The sequence below is a fragment of the Streptomyces sp. NPDC031274 genome (genome assembly GCF_055570235.1).
This window is the reverse complement of the sequence record NZ_JBVIHP010000003.1, coordinates 493554-512159: the sequence shown is the minus strand read 5'-3', so window position 1 is coordinate 512159 and position 18606 is coordinate 493554. Positions and strand designations below refer to the sequence as shown.

Below are 18606 nucleotides of genomic sequence, written 5' to 3'. Positions count from 1 at the left end.
CGGTGGGGCGATGGTTCCCGCCGCCCTCCGGCGTTTCCCGCGACGCGTGCGGGGAGTCAGTCCTTCCGGAACAAGGAGTCAGTTCTCCCAGACCTTGAACGCCCGTACGCGGTAGGGCGATTCGGGGAGCCAGGTGCCACCCCCTGGGTAGGTGTCGAACTCGCCGGTCTCCGCGCATTCCGCGGATTGATACGTGGTGACCGGCCGGCCCGTGCGGTTGGCGAGTGCTTGAGCGCTGCCCCCCTCCGGCAGCGCTACACAGCTCTCGATGTCGATCTCGGACAGCTCGTACGTCCGCCGGGCGCCTTTGAACTCCGTCTTCTCCCATAGACAGAGCTCCCCCGGCCCGCACCTGGCGAGCCGGGGTGGCTCGGCCACCCCCGCGTGCCTGGCCGGTGTCGCGAAATCGGCCCGAGTGGACGGTGTCGCGGCTCCGGCCTGTACGGGCGTAAGGATCACTGTGGCGAGTGCGGCCGCGGCGAAGGTCGTGGGCATGGTCGTGCGCATCTGCTTCAACTCCCGTGTCGTGTCGATCACTTGCCAGAACTGTGACCCACTCGCTTGCTCCGTCGGAAGGGGTACGGATGTGCGTCACCCAGATAGGCGAAAGCCCCCCAGTTGAACCCTGAGGGGCTTTCCCTGATGCGTGATCGCCGGGCAGATGCTTGCGCCGACAAACGCCTTCGGTCCGACACGTCTGGCCGGACGTGTCGGACCGAAGGCGTCGAACCAGTCGGACTAGATGTGTCCCACTCCGGCGCCTGCTTCGGCGTTGGCGCCTCGCTTGGTCAACATGGCGACCAGGGCCGCGACGACCGCGACACCACCGGCGACGGTGAAGGCCAGGCCCATGCCGGACACGAACGTGTCGTGCGCGACCTTGGTGATCGCCTCGGCGATCGGCTCCGGCACCTTCGGCGGAACCGGGGCTCCGCCCATCTCGATGACGGAGGACGCCTGGTCCTGCTGGTCCGGCGTCATAGGCGGAAGCTTGGCGTCCGCCCAATTCACGGGAAGGTCGCTGTCGACCCGGGCGGCCATCAGCGCGCCGAGCACCGCCGTACCGAGAGCGCCGCCGACCTGCATGCCCGCCTGCTGGAGACCGCCTGCCACGCCGGACAGCTCCAACGGGGCGTTGCCGACGATGACCTCGGTGGCGCCCACCATCACGGGCGCGAGGCCGAGGCCGAGCATGCCGAGCCAGAGCGACATCGGCAGCGTCGCGGTGTCCGTGGTCATCGTGGACATGCCGAACATCGCGATGGCGGTGGCGACCATGCCGCCGACCAGCGGGACGCGCGGGCCGAACTTGGTGATGAGGGCACCAGCGATCGGCGACGACACGATCATCATGGCCGTCAGCGGCAGGAGGTGCAGGCCGCTGTCGACCGGGCTCATGCCGTGCACGTTCTGCAGATAGAACGTGACGAAGAACAGCCCTCCCATGAAGGCGAAGGCCATGAGCACCATCAGGACCACACCGGCGGACAGCGGGACGGACTTGAACATGCCCAGCGGGATGAGCGGTTCCTTGACCTTCGTCTCCCAGAAGGCGAAGAGCGCGAAGAGAACCACGGCGCCCGCGAGGAAGAGCAGCGTCCTGGTCCCGCCCCAGCCCCACTCCGAGCCCTTGATGAGGGCGAGGATCAGCGCGAACATGCCGCCCGACAGGAAGACGATGCCGGGGATGTCGAAGGACTTCGGCGCGTTCTTAGCCCGGTGGTCCTTGAGGATCACCAGGCCGAGGGCGAGAGCGATGACGCCGACGGGCACGTTGATGAAGAACACCGACTGCCAGCTGACGTGCTCGACGAGCAGACCGCCGACGATGGGGCCACCCGCGGTCGATGCGCCGATGACCATGCCCCAGATACCGATCGCCATGTTCAGCTTCTCGGCGGGGAAGGTGGCGCGCAGCAGACCGAGCGCGGCCGGCATCAGCAGGGCCCCGAAGAGGCCCTGGAGCACGCGGAAGGCGACGACCAGACCGACGCTGCTGGAGAACCCGATCGCGCCGGAGGCCACGGCGAAGCCCGCCACGCCTATCAGGAAGGTCTGCCGGTGGCCGAACCGGTCACCGAGCTTGCCGGCGGTGATCAGTGCGACGGCGAGCGCGAGGAGGTAGCCGTTGGTGATCCACTGGACGCCGGCCATCGTGGTGCCGAGGTCGGCCGCGATGGCCGGGTTGGCGATCGCCACGATGGTGCCGTCCAGGGCGACCATCATCACGCCGATCGCGACGGAGAAGAGCGTCAGCCAGGGGTGGCCGCGGAGCCCCTTGGCCGGGGCCGGAGCGGGCGCCGGATCCGGCTCCTTTTCCGCCTTGTCGACGGTGATCTGACTAGTCATACGTTCGAGGCTAGTGTCAGTCGCTGACAGTTGACAAACCATTTCACAAGTCGGTAGCTGTCACGTAGCTCACAGGTAGGGTGAGCTGGTCAAAGCGGCGGAAAGAGGGTCATGACGTGACGACCGGGCAGCGAGCGGCGGACCCCGCGAAACCACAGGCCGAGGGCTCCGGAGACACCCCCGGTGAGCCCTCGCGGCCCGGACTGCGCGAGCGGAAGAAGCAGCGCACCCGTGATGAGCTCCTGCGCGCGGCGCTCGAGCTCTTCACGACCAAAGGGTTCGAGGAGACGACGGTCGACGAGATCGCCGAAGCCGTCGACGTCTCTCAGCGCACGTTCTTCCGGTACTTCGCCAACAAGCAGGAGACCGCCTTCGCCGTACAGGAGATGGTGGAGCAGCGATTCGTGGAGGCACTGCGCGAACGCCCTGCCGACGAAGCGCCGTTCGTGGCTCTGCGCGGAGCGGTCATCGGCGCCTGGGACGCGATGGGCCGGTCCATCGAGGAGGTCGTCCCGGTCGAACTCCACATGCGGACCTACCAGATGATCGAGTCCACCCCTTCCCTGCTCGCCGCCCACCTGCGCCGCTCCATAGAGATGGAAGAAGAGGTCGCGCGCGTGATCGCCGAGCGCGAGGGGCTCGACCTGGAGACGGACCCGCGACCGCGCGTGGTGGTGGCCGCCTTCAATGGAGTCATGCGCGTGACCGGACGCCTGTGGGGAGCAGGCGAGGACTCCAGCGTGGAGTCGATCCGCGCGATCACCGAGACGTATCTCGACCAGTTGGGGCCCGCGTTGGCGGAGAACTGGCGCAGAGAGTGACGACGCGAAAGCCGCGCGTCAGGTCACGACGCGGGTCAACACGTCGAACAGATCAATACATTGAGTGACTGATTGACGCGCCACCAGTAAGAGTGCGCTCGTGTGCGATACGCGCACGTGCGACCTACGGAGCGTGACGAATGCATCCAAAGTGCGCCCGCTATGCCTCAATTACCCCATGCGAAACGTGATCTGCCTCACCCAGTGCACGGAGGGCATCACGACTCTCTTAGGGTGTTCCGTAGTGACTTCCTTCGACTCCTCCCCTCAACTCAGCGCCTGGCGAGCACTGCTCGCCCTCGCTGTCGTGTTCGTCATGCTCGCGACCACGGGCTGGACTGCGGTACGCCACCACAAGGACGCCGCATCACCGCTCGCGGCCTCCGTCTCCGCCTGGGAAAACGGGCGCATCAACGGACGGGCCCTGCCCGACCCCGGCGCCCCGGCCGGTCGGCTCGCCCACTTCTTCGCCTCGCTCGACGCGAAACAGCGCACCCTTCTCGCCACCCGCTACCCCCTTGCGGTCGGCAACATGAACGGTGCCCCCGTAGAGCTGCGATATCGGGCGAACCACTACGCCCTGGACGAAGCGCGCAAGACCGAGCGCCGACGTATGCACGACAACCGGCTCTCCCCTCTCGGGCAACAAGAGGCGGAGCGCAGGATGAAGCGCTTCGGCGTGATGATGCACCCGGGCCGGCAGGTCCTGTCCTTCGATCCCATGGGGTCGGGGCGTATCGCCGAGGTCTTCGGAGACCTCGACCAGGCCTCCCGGGTGTCGGTCGTGGTGCCCGGTGTGGACACGAACCTGCTGACCTTCGAGCGGACGAACCGCAAGTACTCGGCGCCTGTCGGCATGGCGAAGTCTCTGTACCGCGCGGAGCACTCGGCGAGCCCACGCGCGCGTACCGCCGTGATCGCCTGGGCCGACTACACCGCGCCCATCGGCCTCGGTGTGGACGCCGCGACGTCCATGCGCGCGGACGAAGGTGCGATCCGGCTCAACTCTTTGGTGCGCGCGCTGCCGGGGCACTCACCCGTCGCGCTGTACTGCCACAGCTACGGCTCGGTGGTGTGTGGGGTGGCCGCACGACAGCTGCCCTCCCGCGTTTCCGACATCGCGGTCGCGGGCAGTCCCGGCATGCGGGCGGACACGGCGGCACAGCTGGGCACAGGTGCCCGGATCTGGGCCACCAGGGACGGCGACGACTGGATCCAGGATGTGCCAAACATGGAGGTCGGCGGGCTCGGCCACGGTGCCGATCCCATCTCTCGGGACTTCGGCGCGCGCGTGCTCTCCGCGCGGGGCGCGATCGGCCACACCGGCTATTTCGAGCCGGGTACGGAGAGCCTCAGCAACTTCGCCGACATCGGCACTGGTGCGTACCGTTCGGTGCGGTGCGCTAGCGGGGATGACGCCTGTCGGAAGGAATTTTCCGGCACGACAGTGGCCTGACGCGCGTAGAAATCGACGAAACAGCGGCACGCCGCAGGAGGGACGGGGGCGCGCGTGCCGCCTACGATGAGCCGCATGGGTGATGTACTGGCCGGATTTCACGCCGCCTGGGAGTTCGAGTCCGACGCCGTGCTCATCCGCTTCGAACGGGGGATCCGCACGCCGAAGCTCCTTCAGGCGCTCGGTGAACGCCGCATCCCCCACGAGGCGATCGCAGCGGTGACCCTTACTCCCGGCAAGCGCGGAACGGTCGTCCTGCACGCCGTGCCGAGACCGGGCGCGGATCCGCTGATGGAGGCGGCCGGGGGCCAGCTCAAGGACGGCTGCGACCCGTATCGACTCGTTCTGCCCGCCGAGCGGGAGACGCTCGCCGAGTATTACGCGGACGAGCTGCGGGCACAGCTCACCCAGGACGACGGCGTGCCTCCTGACCGCTACCTGGTGGCCCCGCCGGAGACTCCGCTGCAGTTCAAGGCGTACGACGGGAAGGCGTCCTTCGACGGCAAGTCGGTGGCCTTCCGGTGGTTCTGGACGGGGGCTTCGTCCGCGAAGTGGAAAGCCGGCGACCAGAGTTTCCCGGTCACGGACCTGAGCGGCGTCGAGTGGCGCTCTCCCGAGGTCTTCGAGGGCCATCTGCGGCTGCTGCGCCGTGAGACCCCGGTCGCCCAGCCCGCACAGGCGGATCAGGACCCGGCGGCGGTCGTCTTCGGTCTCGGGTACGGCCCGGTGCACGAGTCGCTGCCCTTCGCGGCGTCGGTCCTCGCCGCGGTACGGGCGGTGGGCCCGGCACTGACGCCCGGTACGGTCCCCAGTGCCGCCCCGGTGACGCGTCGCGACCCCGCGGACATCGCGGAACGCATCCGGCACCTCGGCGAGCTGCACCAAGGCGGTCTGCTCACGGACGAGGAATTCACCACGAAGAAGGCTGAGCTCCTGGCGGAGCTGTGACCCGGCGGGGCGCAAGCTGCTTCCGGTGGGGTGGGAGCTGCGTCCCCGCGGGGCGGGAGCCACGTCCCAGCGGGGCGGGAGCTGTGCCTCGGCGGGTGGGAGAGCTGTGACTTCATGCCTACTCTGATCAGGCCATGAGCAGCACGCCGAGACCACCTGACCAAGATCCCCGCCCACCGGCCTCCGAGCCGGACGGTCGAGGGGTCACCCTGCAGCGTGCGTCCACGGGCGTCCGTGAAGGGCTCGGCAGGGCAGCAGCCTTCTTCGCTAAGCCCGCCGGGCGGACCGAGCCGCTTCTCGCCCGGGCTCCCAGGCGCTGGATGCGGCTGATGCCCTTGATCATCGCGCTGGGCTTCGTCGCGGCACTCATCCCGGTCACCACCCAGGTACTGACGAACGACTACGGGGTGAGCGGCGGTCTGGCGGGCGCCTTGGGCGTGGCGCAGGCCGCACCGCTGCTGCTGGCGATCAGCCGCCCGTTGGCGGCCTGGTGCATCATGATCGTCGCGAATGTTCTCGGGGCGATCGTGACGCTGTCCACGGGCGACGGCCGTCCGGCCCCTTGGACGGTCATGATCATCGTGAGTTACGTGGTCGTGTGCCTGCTGCTGTCCCTGCGCGAGAGCCGCCGCACCCTTCTGGGCATCTGGCTGGTCACCGTTGTCGTGAGCCTCGTCCTCGGCGCGTTCCGCGACGAAGGCAGCCAGGACACCGGCGTGCTGCTGATCGTGCTGAGCGGTGTCGCGCTGCTGCTCGGCGCGCTGCTGCGCGAGCGTGGCGACGCGCAGCGCAGACTCGTCGAGCAGGAGACCATCAGCGAGGCCGAGCGCTCCCAGCGCACCCTCCTCGAGGAACGGGCTCGCATCGCCCGGGAGTTGCACGACGTCGTCGCCCACCACATGTCGGTGATCACGGTGCAGGCCGACTCCGCGCCCTACCGTCTCGACGGTCTTCCTGACGCCGCGCGTGAGGAGTTCGGCAGCATCGCGGCCAGCGCCCGTGAATCCCTCACCGAGATGCGACGGCTGCTCGCGGTGCTGCGCAGCGAGGACACACCGGGCGAGCGTGCTCCACAGCCCGGGCTCAGCAGGCTGCCGCATCTGGTGGAGGCGACGGTGCGCGCCGGCCTGCCCATCGATCTGTCACGTCCCGAACTGTCGGTGCTCACACACCTGGCCGACGTCACACCGGCCGTCGACCTGTCCGCGTACCGCATCGTCCAGGAAGCCCTGTCGAACGTCATGCGGCACGCGCCGGGCGCGCGCACCACCATCACCGTGACCCTGGACGAGGAACATCTGCTGATCCTCGTCGTCAACGGCCCGCCCACCGAAACACCCGACTCGTTGGAGCACAGCGGCACAGGTCACGGACTCGTCGGCATGCGCGAACGCGTACGGTTGGTCGGCGGCACGGTCGACACCGGGCCGCTGCCCGACGGCGGCTTCCGTGTGGCGGCCCAACTCCCCCTCCTCACGAAGGACTCCGGCACCGCATGACCATCCGCGTGATCATCGTCGATGACCAGAACATGGTGCGGGCCGGCTTCGCCGCACTCCTCGCGGCCCAGAGCGACATCGACGTCGTGGGCGAGGCGCCGAACGGCAAGGAGGGCGTGGACGTCAGCCGCAAGAACCACCCCGATGTCGTTCTGATGGACGTCCGGATGCCGGAGATGGACGGACTCGCCGCCGCCCGCGCCCTGTTGGACCCGCCGCCCGGCGTGGTGCACGTGCCGAAGGTCCTTATGCTCACCACCTTCGACGTGGACGATTATGTGTACGAGGCGCTGCGTGCCGGAGCCTCGGGCTTTCTCCTCAAGGACGCCCCGCCCGCCGATCTGATCTCGGCGGTACGCGTGGTGGCCGGGGGCGAGGCGCTGCTCGCTCCGTCGGTGACCCGTCGTCTGATCACGGACTTCGTCAAGCAGCGGCCGCGCAATGACCAGTCGCTGCGGCTGAACGGCCTGACACCACGTGAGACCGAGGTATTGGCGCTGATCGCGCGCGGCCTGTCCAACCAGGAGATCGCCGAACACCTGGTACTCGCCGAGCAGACGGTGAAGACCCATATCGGCAAGGTCCTCTCCAAGCTGGACCTGCGGGACCGCGCACAAGCCGTGATCTTCGCCTACGAGTCGGGCCTGATCACGCCCGGGGAGCAATGAGTCGGGCCTGATCACGCCCGGGGAACAGCGAATCGGTCCCGATCCGCCCGGGGAGCAGCGACTGAGGCCTGATCCGCCCGGGAGCAATAAAGCCCCCACTCTCATACCGCGGTATGAGTTCCACTACCCCGGTATCACCCGCGAGTTGGCTCCCCAGTGTGAGGTGCTGCCGGGCACCGTCTCCCTACTTTCCTCTCGTCACGCCAGAGCGTGCCACGAGACGGGGAGGGAGACGGGCCATGCGCCTTCGTTCTTGGAAAGCCCGCGGGAGCTGGAAGACCCGCGGCAGGCGGACGCTGATCGCCGCCGCACTCACGACGACGATCGCGGCCGGCACGACCGGCTGGGCCGTCGGCAATGAGCAGCGGCCGGTCACAGGCCCCCCGCCGGGTACACAAGCATGGCGCGCGGACCATACGTGGGGAGTTCGGCTGCCGGATCCGGCGACCACGACCCCCGCCCGAGTCGCCGCGTTCTTCGACTCGTTGAGCGAGGAGCAGCAGCACAGGCTGGCGACGCGGCACCCCTCGGTCGTCGGCAATCTCGACGGCGCCCCGACCTCTCTGCGGTACGAGGCCAACTCCCTCTCCCTGAAAGCCCAACGCGCCCGCGAGCAGGCCCGAGAGAGCGACCCGGGCCTCACCTCGCAGGACCACGATCAAGCCCGATCCCTGGTCGCGCGTTACGAAGAACTCCTCAGCCCTGGGCGCCAGATACTCGCTTTCGACCCGCGTGGCAGAGGCCAAGTCGCACAGGTCTATGGAGACTTGTCGAGCGCCAAGCATGTATCGGTTGTCGTGCCGGGCTCCGACATCGATCTGAGCACCTTCGACCGCTCGAAGGACGAGTACGGCACACCGGCCGAGATGGCACGCTCTCTGCACACCGCGGCGGGCAGCGACACGGCCGTGGTGGCCTGGGTCGGGTACACCACTCCGGTCGGCCTCGGCCCCGACGCCGCGACAGGACGTCTCGCGGAGGCAGGCGCTCCCCGGCTCGCGCGGTTCGTGCAGGGTCTGTCGGCGTCCGGTATCCCACGCCCCGCCGTGTTCTGCCACAGCTATGGCTCGGTGGTGTGCGGCCTGGCGGCTCCACAGCTGACGGCATCCGACCTGGTGGTGCTCGGCTCCCCCGGTATGCGTGCGGACAGCGTGGCCGATCTGCACACCTCCGCCCGTGTCTGGGCTGCCAAGGACGACAGCGACTGGATCGGTGACGTGCCGAACGTCCAGCTGTTCGGCCTCGGTCACGGCGAGGACCCGGCCGACCCGGGATTCGGCGCCCGGCGTGTTCCCGCGGAGCGAGCCGAGGGCCACACCGGCTACTTCGCGCCGGGGACGGATTCCCTCCGTGCCTTCGCCGACATCGCTGAACAGACCACCGTCCCCAGCACACCGGACATCGCCACCAGTGTCGCCACCGGCACCGGCACCGCCACCGCCAGAAGCGCATCTGACGTCGGCGCCCGCCCCATCGGAGAGCGGCCATGATCCTCACCCCAGCGACCACCTTGCACGAGAAGCTGCGCAAGACCGCGTCGGCGATCGACGCCAAGACGCCCGCACATCGTGACCGGGCCATAGACGGGCTGCGCGCGCTCGCCCTGCTCGCCGTGCCGACCGGGCACTGGCTGCTCGGCGGATTCACGCTCGATGCGGGCGGCGCGCTGCACAATGCCAGCCCCTTGGCTTCGTTCGGGTTCTTCGCGCCGCTCAGCTGGGTGCTGCAGATGCTCGGGATCTTCTTCCTGGTCGGCGGCTATGCCTCCGTCCTGTCGTATCGCCGGGCGGCGACGCGAGGAGAGTCGACGGGACGCTGGCTTCGCGGTCGGGTGGCGCGCCTGGGCCGCCCGGTCCTGGGGGTGACGGCTGTCTGGGCCGCTCTGCTCCCGGTGCTGTATGTGACGGGAGTGCCGGGCACGACTCTGCGCACGGGGGCCACGCTGGTGATACAGCCGCTGTGGTTCGTCGGGATCTATGCGGTCATCACGGCGCTCACCCCATGGTGCATAAGAGCAGCCGAGGGCTTCGGTGCCTGGGCCGCGGCGCCGCTGCTCGGCTCGGTCGCCGTCGTCGACTTCCTGCGCTACGGCCCTTTCGGGGACGCCATGCCGTCCTGGCTGAGCCTGCTGAATCTGCTGCCCGGCTGGATGTTCGCCTACCAACTGGGCGTCAGCTGGGGCGAGAAGAAGCTGGACAGGCGCGGTGCGTGGCTGCTGCTCGTCGGAGGGACAGCCCTCTTCGCCGCGCTGCTGCTCGTCTTCCACTATCCGGCGTCGATGGTCGGCGTCCCGGGCGAGGCCCGGACGAATTCACATCCCCCGTCACTGCTGGTCCTGGCGCTGGCCGCCGCGCAGAGCGGTGCGGCGATCCTGTTGCGGGAGCGCATCGGCAAGCTGCTGCGCAGGCCCGCCCTGTGGGCGCCGGTCGTCGTGATCAACCTGTCGGCGATGACGATCCTGTGCTGGCACCAGACGGCGATGCTCACGGCGGCCGTGCCCGGCTCGTTCCTCGGCGGCACGGTGCCCGGGTTGACGGCGGGTCCGGACACCTGGGGCTGGATAGCGGCCCGGGTCGCCTGGCTTCCGGTCTTCGGAGCGCTCCTGCTCCTCATAGGCCGCTATGCCCGCGGCTTCGAGGCGCCTTGGGAACGGTCCACGCATGCGCGACGAGCACTCGCCGGGCTCCTGGCGGCCGGGTTCGCGGTCTTCGCGCTGGGGTTGGCGTGAGCAGCGGGGTTGACGTGAAGAGCAGGGCCCGCGTGCACAGCAGGGCTCGCGTGCACAACAGGGCCATGCACGGGACCTGCACGGAACCTGCAGGGCAGGAGCCCCGCCGGGTGGGAGCCCCGCCGGGTGGGAGCCCCGCCGGGTGGGAGCCCCGCCGGGTGGGAGCCGTTGCGGCACGGGTCCCACCCGGTGGAGCAGCCGGCTGTTCGCTACTCGCGGCCCGCCGAGGTCGAGGTCATGTCGGCGTAGCGGTCGCCTGCGACCTGGGCGGCGATGGGGTTCAGCAGGGCGAGTTCGGAGGAGGTGAGTTCGAGGCGGGTGGCCCCGGTGTTCTCCTCGACGCGGGTGCGCTTGCGGGTGCCGGGGATCGGGACGACGGCAAGGCCGTGGGCCTGGGCCTGCTGCTGGACCCAGGCGAGGGCGACCTGGCCGAGGCTCGCGCCGTGGGTGGCGGCGACGGTGCGGACGGGTTCGAGGAGGGCCGCGTTGGTGGCGGCGTTGTCGCCCGTGAAGCGGGGCTGCTGACGGCGGAAGTCGCCCTCGCCGAGTTCCTTCTCGGCGCTGACGAAGGAGCCGGTGAGGAAGCCGCGGCCGAGCGGGGAGTAGGGGACGAGGGCGACGCCGAGTTCGGCGGCGACGGGGACCACGCCCTGCTCGATGTCACGGCTGAAGAGCGACCACTCCGACTGGAGGGCGGCGATGGGATGGACGGCGTGGGCAGCGCGGAGTTCGGAGCCTGTGACCTCGCTGAGTCCCAGGTGCTTGACCTTGCCCGCGGCGACCAGCTCGGCCATCGCACCGACCGTCTCCTCGATCGGCACCCGCGGGTCGCGGCGGTGCATGTAGTACAGGTCGATGGCGTCCACGCCGAGGCGCTGGAGGCTGGCGTCGACGCAGGCGCGGATGTACGCGGGGTCGTTGTTGATGATCCGCTTGGTCGAGTCGTTCGGGTCGATGGCCAGGGCGAACTTGGTTGCGATGGCCACCTCGTCGCGGTGTGCCTTGAAGAAGGGAGAGAGGAACTTCTCGTTCTCACCGGAGGCGTAGGCGTCGGCGGTGTCGTAGAGGGTGACGCCCAGTTCGAGGGCGCGTTCCAGGGTGGCTCGGGCCTCCTGTGCGTCGGTGGGGCCGTAGGCGAAGCTCATGCCCATGCAGCCGAGTCCCTGGACGCCGACTTCGGGGCCACTTGTCCCGAGCCGTACCTTCGCGATCGGGTCGGGAGTCTTGCCCGCGCCGCCGGTCGTCCCGGCCGCCCCGGCCGTCCCCGTCGTCGCAGCCGTATCGGAGTTCGCTGGCGTATCGGAGTTCGCTGGCGTATCGGGCGTCTCTGCGGTCATCAGTGTCAGAGCCTCTCCGACGCCGGGCGGGCGTCAGCGTAAAAGTTGATCTTGTAGTCGAGTACGGCGAGCGTGTCCTGGAGCTCCGTGATGCGGGTGCGGACGTCGCGGCGGGTCTGCTCGAGGAGTTCGTGGCGCTCGGTGAAGGTGTGGTCGCCCTCGCGCACCAGCTCGGCGTAGCGGACCATGTCCGCGACCGGCATGCCGGTCAGGCGGAGCTTGCCGACGAAGGTGAGCCAGTCCAGATCGCGGTTGCGGTAGCGGCGCTGGCCCGTGTGGGAGCGGTCGATGTGCGGCATCAGGCCTATGCGCTCGTACCAGCGCAGGGTGTGCGCGGTCAGGCCGATGAAGGCGACGACTTCACTGATCGTGTAGTGGTCGCTGCCGTTCGGGCGGGGGTGCGTGGTGGGTGCCGAGGCGCAGGTGTCCGCCTTGGTCGCGACGCCGTCGGCGCCGACACCGTCGGTGCTCTCGGCGGTACCGGGGGTGCTCTCGGCGGTACCGGGGGTGCTCTCGGCGGTACCGGGGGTCGCTTCGGTCACGCTCTGCGTGGGGCGCAGTGTGCGGGTGGTCTCGGTCTCCATCACCGTCATGCCCCCACGCTAAAACCTTGGAGTGCGCTCTAGGCAAGCAGAACCGCGAGGAAAGCGGGGAGGAATTATGTGACGGGAACAGACTCTCGGGAAATCGGAGGACACCGCGTCGGGTGGTGACTACGGTGTCGATCATGAGTGTTGTGCGTCGCGCTACGCCGGATGATGCCGAGGAACTGATCAGGCTGCGCCAGGTGATGATCGACTCGGTGTTCGGCACCGGTTCGACCACCGCTGCCGCCCATCGGTCCGACACCGGATGGCAGGTCGAGTCCCTTGCCGTCGTGCGGGGCAAACTGGCTGACCCGAAGGGCGACTTCGCCGCCTTCGTCATCGACTGGCCCGATGAGCCCAATGAGCCCAATGAGCCCGATCAGCCCGGGAAGCTGGCGGCGCTGGTGGCGGGGACGCTGGAGTACCGCATCGGGCGGGCGGGCAATCCGCGGGGCGTCATCGGCCAGGTGTTCAGCGTGGCCACCGATCCGGATCAGCGGCGGCGTGGGTATGCGCGGGCCTGCATGGAGGTGCTCCTCGACTGGTTCCGGGAGTGTGGTGCGGGAAGTGTCGATCTCAATGCGTCGGCGGACGCGGAGCCGTTGTACGCCTCGCTCGGCTTTGTGCGCAAGCCCGACCCCTCGATGCGGTTGACGCTGTAGGGCGCATAGGCTCGTACGCATGCAGAGCCTGGCGTTGATCGAGAACTGGCCGGTCCCCACCGCTGCCGCCGCCGTCGTTCGCGCGGACGGCACGGTCGTCGGGGCGCACGGGCCCACAGGGCACCGTTTCGCGCTCGCTTCGGTCACCAAACCGCTGGCGGCGTACGCGGCCCTCGTGGCGTACGAGGAGGGGGCCATCGAGCTCGATGAGCCCGCGGGACCCGAGGGGTCGACCGTGCGGCATCTGCTGGCGCACACCAGTGGCCTCGCGTTCGACGAGCATCGGGTGACGGCGCCTGCCGGGACGCGGCGGCTGTACTCGAACGCGGGGTTCGAGGTGCTCGGGGATCATGTCGCCAAGGCGACGGACATTCCCTTCGGCGAGTATCTGCGGCAGGCCGTGCTGGAGCCGTTGGGGATGGCGGCCACCTCGCTCGACGGGGGTGCGTCGCCCGCCAAGGACGGGGTGTCCACCGTTGACGACCTGGTGAAGTTCGCCGCCGAGGTGCAGGCGCCTCGGTTGCTTGATCCGCGGACGGTGGCCGAGGCGATGTCCGTGGCGTATCCGGGGCTGAAGGGTGTCCTTCCCGGGTACGGGCACCAGAGCCCCAACGACTGGGGGCTCGGGTTCGAGATTCGGGACTCCAAGTCGCCGCACTGGACGGGGAGTTCGTCCTCGCCGCGGACGTTCGGGCACTTCGGTCAGGCCGGGACGTTCCTCTGGGTCGATCCCGATGCGGGGGCGGCGTGTGTCGCTCTGGCGGATCGGGCGTTCGGCCCGTGGGCCGCCGAGGCGTGGCCTCCGTTCACCGACGCGGTGCTCGCCGAACTCTGACGTGGTGCTCGCCGAGTTCTGACGCGGTACTCGCCGAGCTCGGAGGGTCGCTTGCGCTGTGCGCGGGCCCGGGCTTACGGGGTCCGCTCTTGAGCTGTTGCCCCGCAGCGCGGCTGCCACGCAGCGCGGTTGCCACGCAGCGCGGTTGTCCCGCAGCGCCGTTGCCGCGAGGAGCGTTTTCGCGGCCCGGCGGTTGCGGGGTGCCGCCGCTGTGCCCACCCGTGCCGTCCCAGCGGCACGACTGCCCACAGCCGCAGCGACGTCAGCGGCGTCAGCCCCCCGCCATCTCCCACACCAGCAGCTCCGCCCCGCCCGAAGCCGCGGCCACTGCCTCCAAGTTCTTCGCCTCCGTGATCCGTGCCGCGTCCCCGGGCCGCAGTTCCTCGCCGCCCAGGTGCACTTCGCCCCGCACCACATGGACGTACGCGAAGGGCGCGTCCGGGATCGCGGTGCGTTCGTTCGTGCCGAGTCGGCGGACGTGGAGGAGCGCGCCTGCCGCGGGGACCGCGTACGGGGTCGAGTCCGCGATGCCGTGGACCACCTCGTAGGACGGGTCGCCGCCGGGCGCCAGGGGCGAGAGCCACATCTGGACGAAGACCAGAGGGGTCCCGGCGTCATTGCGTTCCACGTGGCGGACGCCGCCCGCCGCGCTCAGGTGCTGGACGTCCCCGGCGCGCACGACCGACGCGTGCCCGGTCGAGTCGCGGTGGGTCAGCTCGCCCTCCGCCACCCAGGTCACGATCTCGGTGTGGCTGTGCGGGTGTTCGTCGAAGCCCGCCCCGGGTGCCAGACGCTCTTCGTTGCAGGCCAGGATCGCGCCGAAGCGCAGGTTGTCCGGGTCGTAGTGCGGCCCGAAGGAGAAGGCGTGGAAAGTCTCGATACCGGTGCCGGGCTCCCCGCCGCGGTACCGATCGCCGGAGCGCCGTACATCAATCACACACCCCACGTTAGACCCGGCACCGCACACCCCCGTCCCGATAAGGCAGTCTTGTCCCCGTGCCCGAACCCTCTGCGAACGAAGCCCGCCCGGACGCCCATCAGGCAGCCCACGAGGAAGCCGCGCGCCATGAGGAAGCCGCCCGCCAGGACGCGCACCGGAAAGCTCACGCGCACTCAGCCACGCTGAAGCGCCTCGAACAGTCATCCGGCAGCCTCGCGGCCCAGGCCATCGCGCGCATGGACGAGACGCTGTCCTGGTACCGGGCGATGCCGCCGGAGAACCGCTCCTGGATCGGCCTGGTGGCGCAGGCCGGCATCGCCGCCTTCACCGAGTGGTTCCGTCACCCCGACGCTCCCCAGGCCATCTCCACCGACGTCTTCGGCACCGCCCCGCGCGAGCTGACCAGGGCGATCACCCTGCGCCAGACCGTCGAGATGGTGCGTACGACGATCGAGGTGATGGAGTCCGCGATCGACGAGGTCGCGGCCCCGGGGGACGAGTCCATCCTCCGCGAGGCGCTCCTCGTGTACGCCCGCGAGATCGCCTTCGCCACCGCGCAGGTCTATGCGCAGGCGGCCGAGGCACGCGGTGCCTGGGATGCCCGCCTGGAGTCGCTCGTCGTGAACGCCGTGCTCTCCGGGGAAGCCGACGAGGGGGCGGTGAGCAGGGCCGCCGCGCTCGGCTGGAACTCCCCCGAGCACGTCTGCGTCGTCCTTGGCACCGCGCCCGACGGCGACAGCGAGCTCACCGTCGAGGCCATCCGCCGCGCCGCACGGCACGCCAAGCTCCAGGTCCTGACCGGTGTGCTCGGCGACCGTCTTGTCGTCATCGCGGGCGGCAGCGACAATCCTCTGCAGGTCGCCAAGAGCCTGATCGGCCCGTACGCGGCCGGGCCCGTCGTCGCCGGGCCCGTCGTCCCCGACCTGCTCGCCGCCACCCGGTCCGCGCAGGCCGCCGCCGCGGGACTCAAGGCCTGCGCCGCCTGGCAGGACGCCCCGCGCCCCGTCCTCGCGGACGATCTCCTTCCGGAGCGCGCGATCGCGAGCGATCCCGCCGCGCGCGAGCAGTTGGTGGAGGAGATCTACAGACCACTGGAGGAAGCGGGCTCGGCTCTCCTGGAGACGCTCAGTGTCTATCTGGAACAGGCCAGCAGTCTCGAAGGTGCCGCCCGGATGCTCTTCGTGCACCCGAACACCGTGCGCTACCGGCTGCGACGTGTGACAGACGTCACCGGCTGGTCGCCGTCGGACGTGCGCTCCGCATTCACGCTGCGGATCGCGTTGATCCTGGGGCGTCTGGCCGACGGAGATCTCCAACCGTAGGATTTTGTCGGGCCCCTACAATTCCCCCAGCCGTTCTTCGTCCCTGTCCCCACGGGCGGCTCCTACCGTCCACAAGAGAGAGTGTGAGTGTGCTCGTACTCGTCGCTCCCGGCCAAGGCGCCCAGACGCCCGGCTTCCTGACCCCCTGGCTCGATCTCCCCGGCGCGGCCGACCGCCTCGGGGCCTGGTCGGACGCCATCGGGCTCGACCTTGCCCACTACGGCACGCAGGCCGACGCGGACGCGATCCGCGACACCGCGGTGGCCCAGCCCCTGCTCGTGGCCGCCGGTCTGCTCGCCGCCGAGGCACTCGGTGACGCACTCGGCGCGAACAAGCCCGGCGCGGTCGCGGGACACAGCGTCGGCGAGATCACCGCCGCCGCGTACGCCGGTGTGCTCGACGACGATGTCGCGCTCCGTCTCGTCCGTACGCGGGGTCTGGCCATGGCCGACGCCGCGGCGGTCACGGAGACCGGCATGGCGGCGCTGCTCGGCGGCGACCCCGAGGTCACCATCCCGCACCTGGAGAAGCTCGGCCTGACGCCGGCGAACGTGAACGGCGCCGGACAGATCGTCGCCGCGGGCACCGCGGAGCAGATCGCCGCGCTCGTGGCGGACAAGCCCGAAGGGGTGCGCCGCGTCGTGCCGCTGAAGGTCGCGGGCGCCTTCCACACGCACCACATGGCTCCCGCGGTCGCCACGCTCGAAGAGGCCGCCAAGGCCCTCGCCTCGGCCGACCCGAAGCTGACGTACGTCTCGAACCGTGACGGCCAGGCCGTCACGACCGGCTCGGACGTCGTGTCCCGGCTGGTCGGCCAGGTGGCCAACCCGGTGCGCTGGGACCTGTGCATGGAGACGTTCAAGGACCTTGGCGCCACGGCGATGATCGAGCTGTGCCCCGGTGGCACGCTGACCGGTCTCGCCAAGCGCGCCATGCCCGGCGTGCGGACGGTGGCTCTGAAGACACCCGACGACCTCGACGCCGCATCTGCGCTCATCGCCGACACCGCATCCGCCGCCGACGCGGCGGATGCCTGAGAAGGAGCCAGGAGAGCATGTCGAAGATCAAGCCCAGTAAGGGCGCCCCGTTCGCGCGCATCATGGGTGTCGGCGGCTACCGTCCGACCCGTGTAGTGCCCAACGAGGTGATCCTCGAGACGATCGACTCGTCCGACGAGTGGATCCGCTCCCGCTCCGGCATCGCGACCCGCCACTGGGCCTCCGACGAGGAGACCGTGGCCGCGATGTCCGTCGAGGCCTCCGGCAAGGCGATCGCCGACGCGGGCATCACTCCGGAGCAGATCGGCGCGGTCGTCGTCTCGACCGTCTCGCACTTCAAGCAGACCCCGGCCATCGCGACCGAGATCGCGGACAAGATCGGCGCGGGCAAGCCCGCCGCGTTCGACATCTCCGCGGGCTGCGCGGGCTTCGGGTACGGCCTGACGCTCGCCAAGGGCATGGTCGTCGAGGGCAGCGCGGAGTACGTCCTGGTCATCGGCGTCGAGCGGCTGAGCGACCTGACCGACCTGGAGGACCGCGCGACGGCCTTCCTGTTCGGTGACGGCGCGGGCGCCGTGATCGTCGGTCCGTCCCAGGAACCGGAGATCGGCCCGACCATCTGGGGCAGCGAGGGCGACAAGTCCGAGACCATCAAGCAGACGGTGGCGTGGAACGATTTCCACGTCGGCGATGTCTCGAAGCTGCCGCTCGACAGCGAGGGCAAAATCAAGTTCCCTGCGATCACGCAGGAGGGCCAGGCGGTTTTCCGCTGGGCCGTGTTCGAGATGGCGAAGGTCGCACAGCAGGCGCTGGACGCGGCCGGAATCACCGCGGACGACCTGGATGTCTTCATTCCGCACCAGGCCAACGAGCGGATCATCGACTCGATGGTGAAGACTCTGAAACTGCCGGAACACGTCACGGTCGCCCGTGACGTGCGCACCACCGGCAACACGTCGGCAGCCTCGATTCCGCTCGCGATGGAGCGGCTTCTGGCGACCGGCGAGGCGAAGAGCGGCGACACCGCGCTCGTCATCGGCTTCGGGGCGGGTCTCGTGTACGCCGCCACGGTCGTTACCCTCCCCTAGGCATCACGTCCGGATCATCCGGTCCGTACGGCTGTAACCAACCTGCCGCTGCCGCGGCGGGCGCCACACCCTCTGGATACATAGAAGGAGCGCCAACATGGCCGCCACTCAGGAAGAGATCGTCGCCGGTCTCGCCGAGATCGTGAACGAGATCGCCGGCATCCCGGTCGAGGACGTCCAGCTGGACAAGTCCTTCACCGACGACCTGGACGTCGACTCGCTGTCCATGGTCGAGGTCGTCGTCGCCGCCGAAGAGCGCTTCGACGTCAAGATCCCGGACGACGACGTCAAGAACCTCAAGACGGTCGGCGACGCGACCAGCTACATCCTCAAGCACCAGGCCTGATCAGGCCTCTCTGCTGAAGCAT

18 protein-coding genes are annotated in these 18606 nt (G+C 69.4%); 13 read left to right on the top strand and 5 right to left on the bottom strand.

Features of this window, described 5'->3' with window-relative positions; all coding sequences use genetic code 11:
- Window positions 1–78: 78 nt before the first annotated feature.
- Window positions 79–507, bottom strand: coding sequence for a peptidase inhibitor family I36 protein (locus ACZ5CR_RS07795; protein WP_468854845.1), 429 nt, complete (start codon window positions 505–507; stop codon window positions 79–81).
- Between the two features lie 231 nt (window positions 508–738).
- Window positions 739–2349, bottom strand: a complete 1611-nt coding sequence (locus ACZ5CR_RS07790) for an MFS transporter (RefSeq protein WP_468854623.1) — start codon at window positions 2347–2349, stop codon at window positions 739–741.
- A gap of 203 nt (window positions 2350–2552) precedes the next feature.
- Here ACZ5CR_RS07790 and ACZ5CR_RS07785 point away from each other — a divergent pair, with 203 nt between their 5' ends.
- The 7 genes from ACZ5CR_RS07785 to ACZ5CR_RS07755 all read left to right on the top strand — a co-directional run bounded on the left by ACZ5CR_RS07785 (window position 2553) and on the right by ACZ5CR_RS07755 (window position 10469).
- Window positions 2553–3170 carry a TetR family transcriptional regulator gene (locus ACZ5CR_RS07785; RefSeq protein ID WP_468854843.1) on the top strand — a complete coding sequence of 206 codons (618 nt, stop codon included), beginning with the start codon at window positions 2553–2555 and terminating at the stop codon, window positions 3168–3170.
- A 244-nt stretch (window positions 3171–3414) separates the two neighbouring features.
- The gene (locus tag ACZ5CR_RS07780) at window positions 3415–4626 is read left to right on the top strand and encodes an alpha/beta hydrolase (RefSeq protein WP_468854621.1); all 1212 of its coding nucleotides are present in this window, start codon (window positions 3415–3417) and stop codon (window positions 4624–4626) included.
- Window positions 4627–4701: 75 nt separating this feature from the next.
- Window positions 4702–5574: a DUF4429 domain-containing protein gene (locus tag ACZ5CR_RS07775; RefSeq protein ID WP_468854619.1), complete on the top strand. Its 873-nt coding sequence runs from the start codon at window positions 4702–4704 to the stop codon at window positions 5572–5574.
- Between the two features lie 134 nt (window positions 5575–5708).
- The gene (locus ACZ5CR_RS07770) at window positions 5709–7073 is read left to right on the top strand and encodes a sensor histidine kinase (RefSeq protein ID WP_468854616.1); all 1365 of its coding nucleotides are present in this window, start codon (window positions 5709–5711) and stop codon (window positions 7071–7073) included.
- The gene (locus ACZ5CR_RS07765) at window positions 7070–7741 is read left to right on the top strand and encodes a response regulator (protein ID WP_389914204.1); all 672 of its coding nucleotides are present in this window, start codon (window positions 7070–7072) and stop codon (window positions 7739–7741) included. The genes ACZ5CR_RS07770 and ACZ5CR_RS07765 overlap by 4 nt, the downstream gene beginning before the upstream one ends.
- Window positions 7742–7980: 239 nt before the next feature.
- Complete coding sequence (locus ACZ5CR_RS07760; RefSeq protein WP_468854615.1) at window positions 7981–9231, top strand: alpha/beta hydrolase; 1251 nt, start codon at window positions 7981–7983, stop codon at window positions 9229–9231.
- Window positions 9228–10469 (top strand): acyltransferase family protein, encoded by a 1242-nt coding sequence (locus tag ACZ5CR_RS07755; protein WP_468854612.1) that lies wholly within the window; start codon window positions 9228–9230, stop codon window positions 10467–10469. Before ACZ5CR_RS07760 ends, ACZ5CR_RS07755 begins: the two co-directional genes overlap by 4 nt.
- 209 nt (window positions 10470–10678) lie before the next feature.
- Here the strand turns inward: ACZ5CR_RS07755 and ACZ5CR_RS07750 are convergent, their stop codons facing one another.
- On the bottom strand, window positions 10679–11620 hold the full coding sequence (locus tag ACZ5CR_RS07750; RefSeq protein ID WP_468854840.1) for an aldo/keto reductase: 942 nt from the start codon (window positions 11618–11620) through the stop codon (window positions 10679–10681).
- Between the two features lie 191 nt (window positions 11621–11811).
- Window positions 11812–12390 (bottom strand): MerR family transcriptional regulator, encoded by a 579-nt coding sequence (locus ACZ5CR_RS07745; RefSeq protein ID WP_468854838.1) that lies wholly within the window; start codon window positions 12388–12390, stop codon window positions 11812–11814.
- Window positions 12391–12533: 143 nt separating this feature from the next.
- Here ACZ5CR_RS07745 and ACZ5CR_RS07740 point away from each other — a divergent pair, with 143 nt between their 5' ends.
- Window positions 12534–13055, top strand: a complete 522-nt coding sequence (locus ACZ5CR_RS07740; protein ID WP_468854610.1) for a GNAT family N-acetyltransferase — start codon at window positions 12534–12536, stop codon at window positions 13053–13055.
- A gap of 19 nt (window positions 13056–13074) precedes the next feature.
- Window positions 13075–13890, top strand: a complete 816-nt coding sequence (locus ACZ5CR_RS07735) for a serine hydrolase domain-containing protein (RefSeq protein WP_468854608.1) — start codon at window positions 13075–13077, stop codon at window positions 13888–13890.
- Between the two features lie 271 nt (window positions 13891–14161).
- On the opposite strand, the gene ACZ5CR_RS07730 is transcribed toward ACZ5CR_RS07735, so the two are convergent.
- Window positions 14162–14827 carry a pirin family protein gene (locus ACZ5CR_RS07730; protein ID WP_468854607.1) on the bottom strand — a complete coding sequence of 222 codons (666 nt, stop codon included), beginning with the start codon at window positions 14825–14827 and terminating at the stop codon, window positions 14162–14164.
- Between the two features lie 185 nt (window positions 14828–15012).
- On the opposite strand from ACZ5CR_RS07730, the gene fasR reads away from it, so the two are divergent.
- The 4 genes from fasR to ACZ5CR_RS07710 all read left to right on the top strand — a co-directional run bounded on the left by fasR (window position 15013) and on the right by ACZ5CR_RS07710 (window position 18584).
- The gene (fasR, locus tag ACZ5CR_RS07725; RefSeq protein ID WP_389914307.1) at window positions 15013–16152 is read left to right on the top strand and encodes a fatty acid biosynthesis transcriptional regulator FasR; all 1140 of its coding nucleotides are present in this window, start codon (window positions 15013–15015) and stop codon (window positions 16150–16152) included.
- 89 nt (window positions 16153–16241) lie between these two features.
- Window positions 16242–17189 (top strand): ACP S-malonyltransferase, encoded by a 948-nt coding sequence (locus tag ACZ5CR_RS07720; protein ID WP_468854835.1) that lies wholly within the window; start codon window positions 16242–16244, stop codon window positions 17187–17189.
- A gap of 17 nt (window positions 17190–17206) precedes the next feature.
- Window positions 17207–18238 (top strand): beta-ketoacyl-ACP synthase 3, encoded by a 1032-nt coding sequence (locus ACZ5CR_RS07715; protein ID WP_468854604.1) that lies wholly within the window; start codon window positions 17207–17209, stop codon window positions 18236–18238.
- Window positions 18239–18335: 97 nt separating this feature from the next.
- Window positions 18336–18584 (top strand): acyl carrier protein, encoded by a 249-nt coding sequence (locus tag ACZ5CR_RS07710; protein ID WP_160504853.1) that lies wholly within the window; start codon window positions 18336–18338, stop codon window positions 18582–18584.
- Window positions 18585–18606: the final 22 nt, after the last annotated feature.

What these genes read in the sequence shown, in the direction of transcription:
- ACZ5CR_RS07770 (WP_468854616.1), top strand. Translation starts at nt 5,709, where the DNA reads ATGAGCAGCACGCCGAGACCACCTGACCAAGATCCCCGCCCACCGGCC.
- ACZ5CR_RS07795 (WP_468854845.1), bottom strand. Translation starts at nt 507, where the DNA reads ATGCGCACGACCATGCCCACGACCTTCGCCGCGGCCGCACTCGCCACA.
- ACZ5CR_RS07710 (WP_160504853.1), top strand. Translation starts at nt 18,336, where the DNA reads ATGGCCGCCACTCAGGAAGAGATCGTCGCCGGTCTCGCCGAGATCGTG.
- ACZ5CR_RS07775 (WP_468854619.1), top strand. Translation starts at nt 4,702, where the DNA reads ATGGGTGATGTACTGGCCGGATTTCACGCCGCCTGGGAGTTCGAGTCC.
- ACZ5CR_RS07715 (WP_468854604.1), top strand. Translation starts at nt 17,207, where the DNA reads ATGTCGAAGATCAAGCCCAGTAAGGGCGCCCCGTTCGCGCGCATCATG.
- ACZ5CR_RS07740 (WP_468854610.1), top strand. Translation starts at nt 12,534, where the DNA reads ATGAGTGTTGTGCGTCGCGCTACGCCGGATGATGCCGAGGAACTGATC.
- ACZ5CR_RS07755 (WP_468854612.1), top strand. Translation starts at nt 9,228, where the DNA reads ATGATCCTCACCCCAGCGACCACCTTGCACGAGAAGCTGCGCAAGACC.
- ACZ5CR_RS07750 (WP_468854840.1), bottom strand. Translation starts at nt 11,620, where the DNA reads ATGGGCATGAGCTTCGCCTACGGCCCCACCGACGCACAGGAGGCCCGA.
- ACZ5CR_RS07765 (WP_389914204.1), top strand. Translation starts at nt 7,070, where the DNA reads ATGACCATCCGCGTGATCATCGTCGATGACCAGAACATGGTGCGGGCC.
- ACZ5CR_RS07745 (WP_468854838.1), bottom strand. Translation starts at nt 12,390, where the DNA reads ATGGAGACCGAGACCACCCGCACACTGCGCCCCACGCAGAGCGTGACC.
- ACZ5CR_RS07790 (WP_468854623.1), bottom strand. Translation starts at nt 2,349, where the DNA reads ATGACTAGTCAGATCACCGTCGACAAGGCGGAAAAGGAGCCGGATCCG.
- ACZ5CR_RS07760 (WP_468854615.1), top strand. Translation starts at nt 7,981, where the DNA reads ATGCGCCTTCGTTCTTGGAAAGCCCGCGGGAGCTGGAAGACCCGCGGC.
- ACZ5CR_RS07735 (WP_468854608.1), top strand. Translation starts at nt 13,075, where the DNA reads ATGCAGAGCCTGGCGTTGATCGAGAACTGGCCGGTCCCCACCGCTGCC.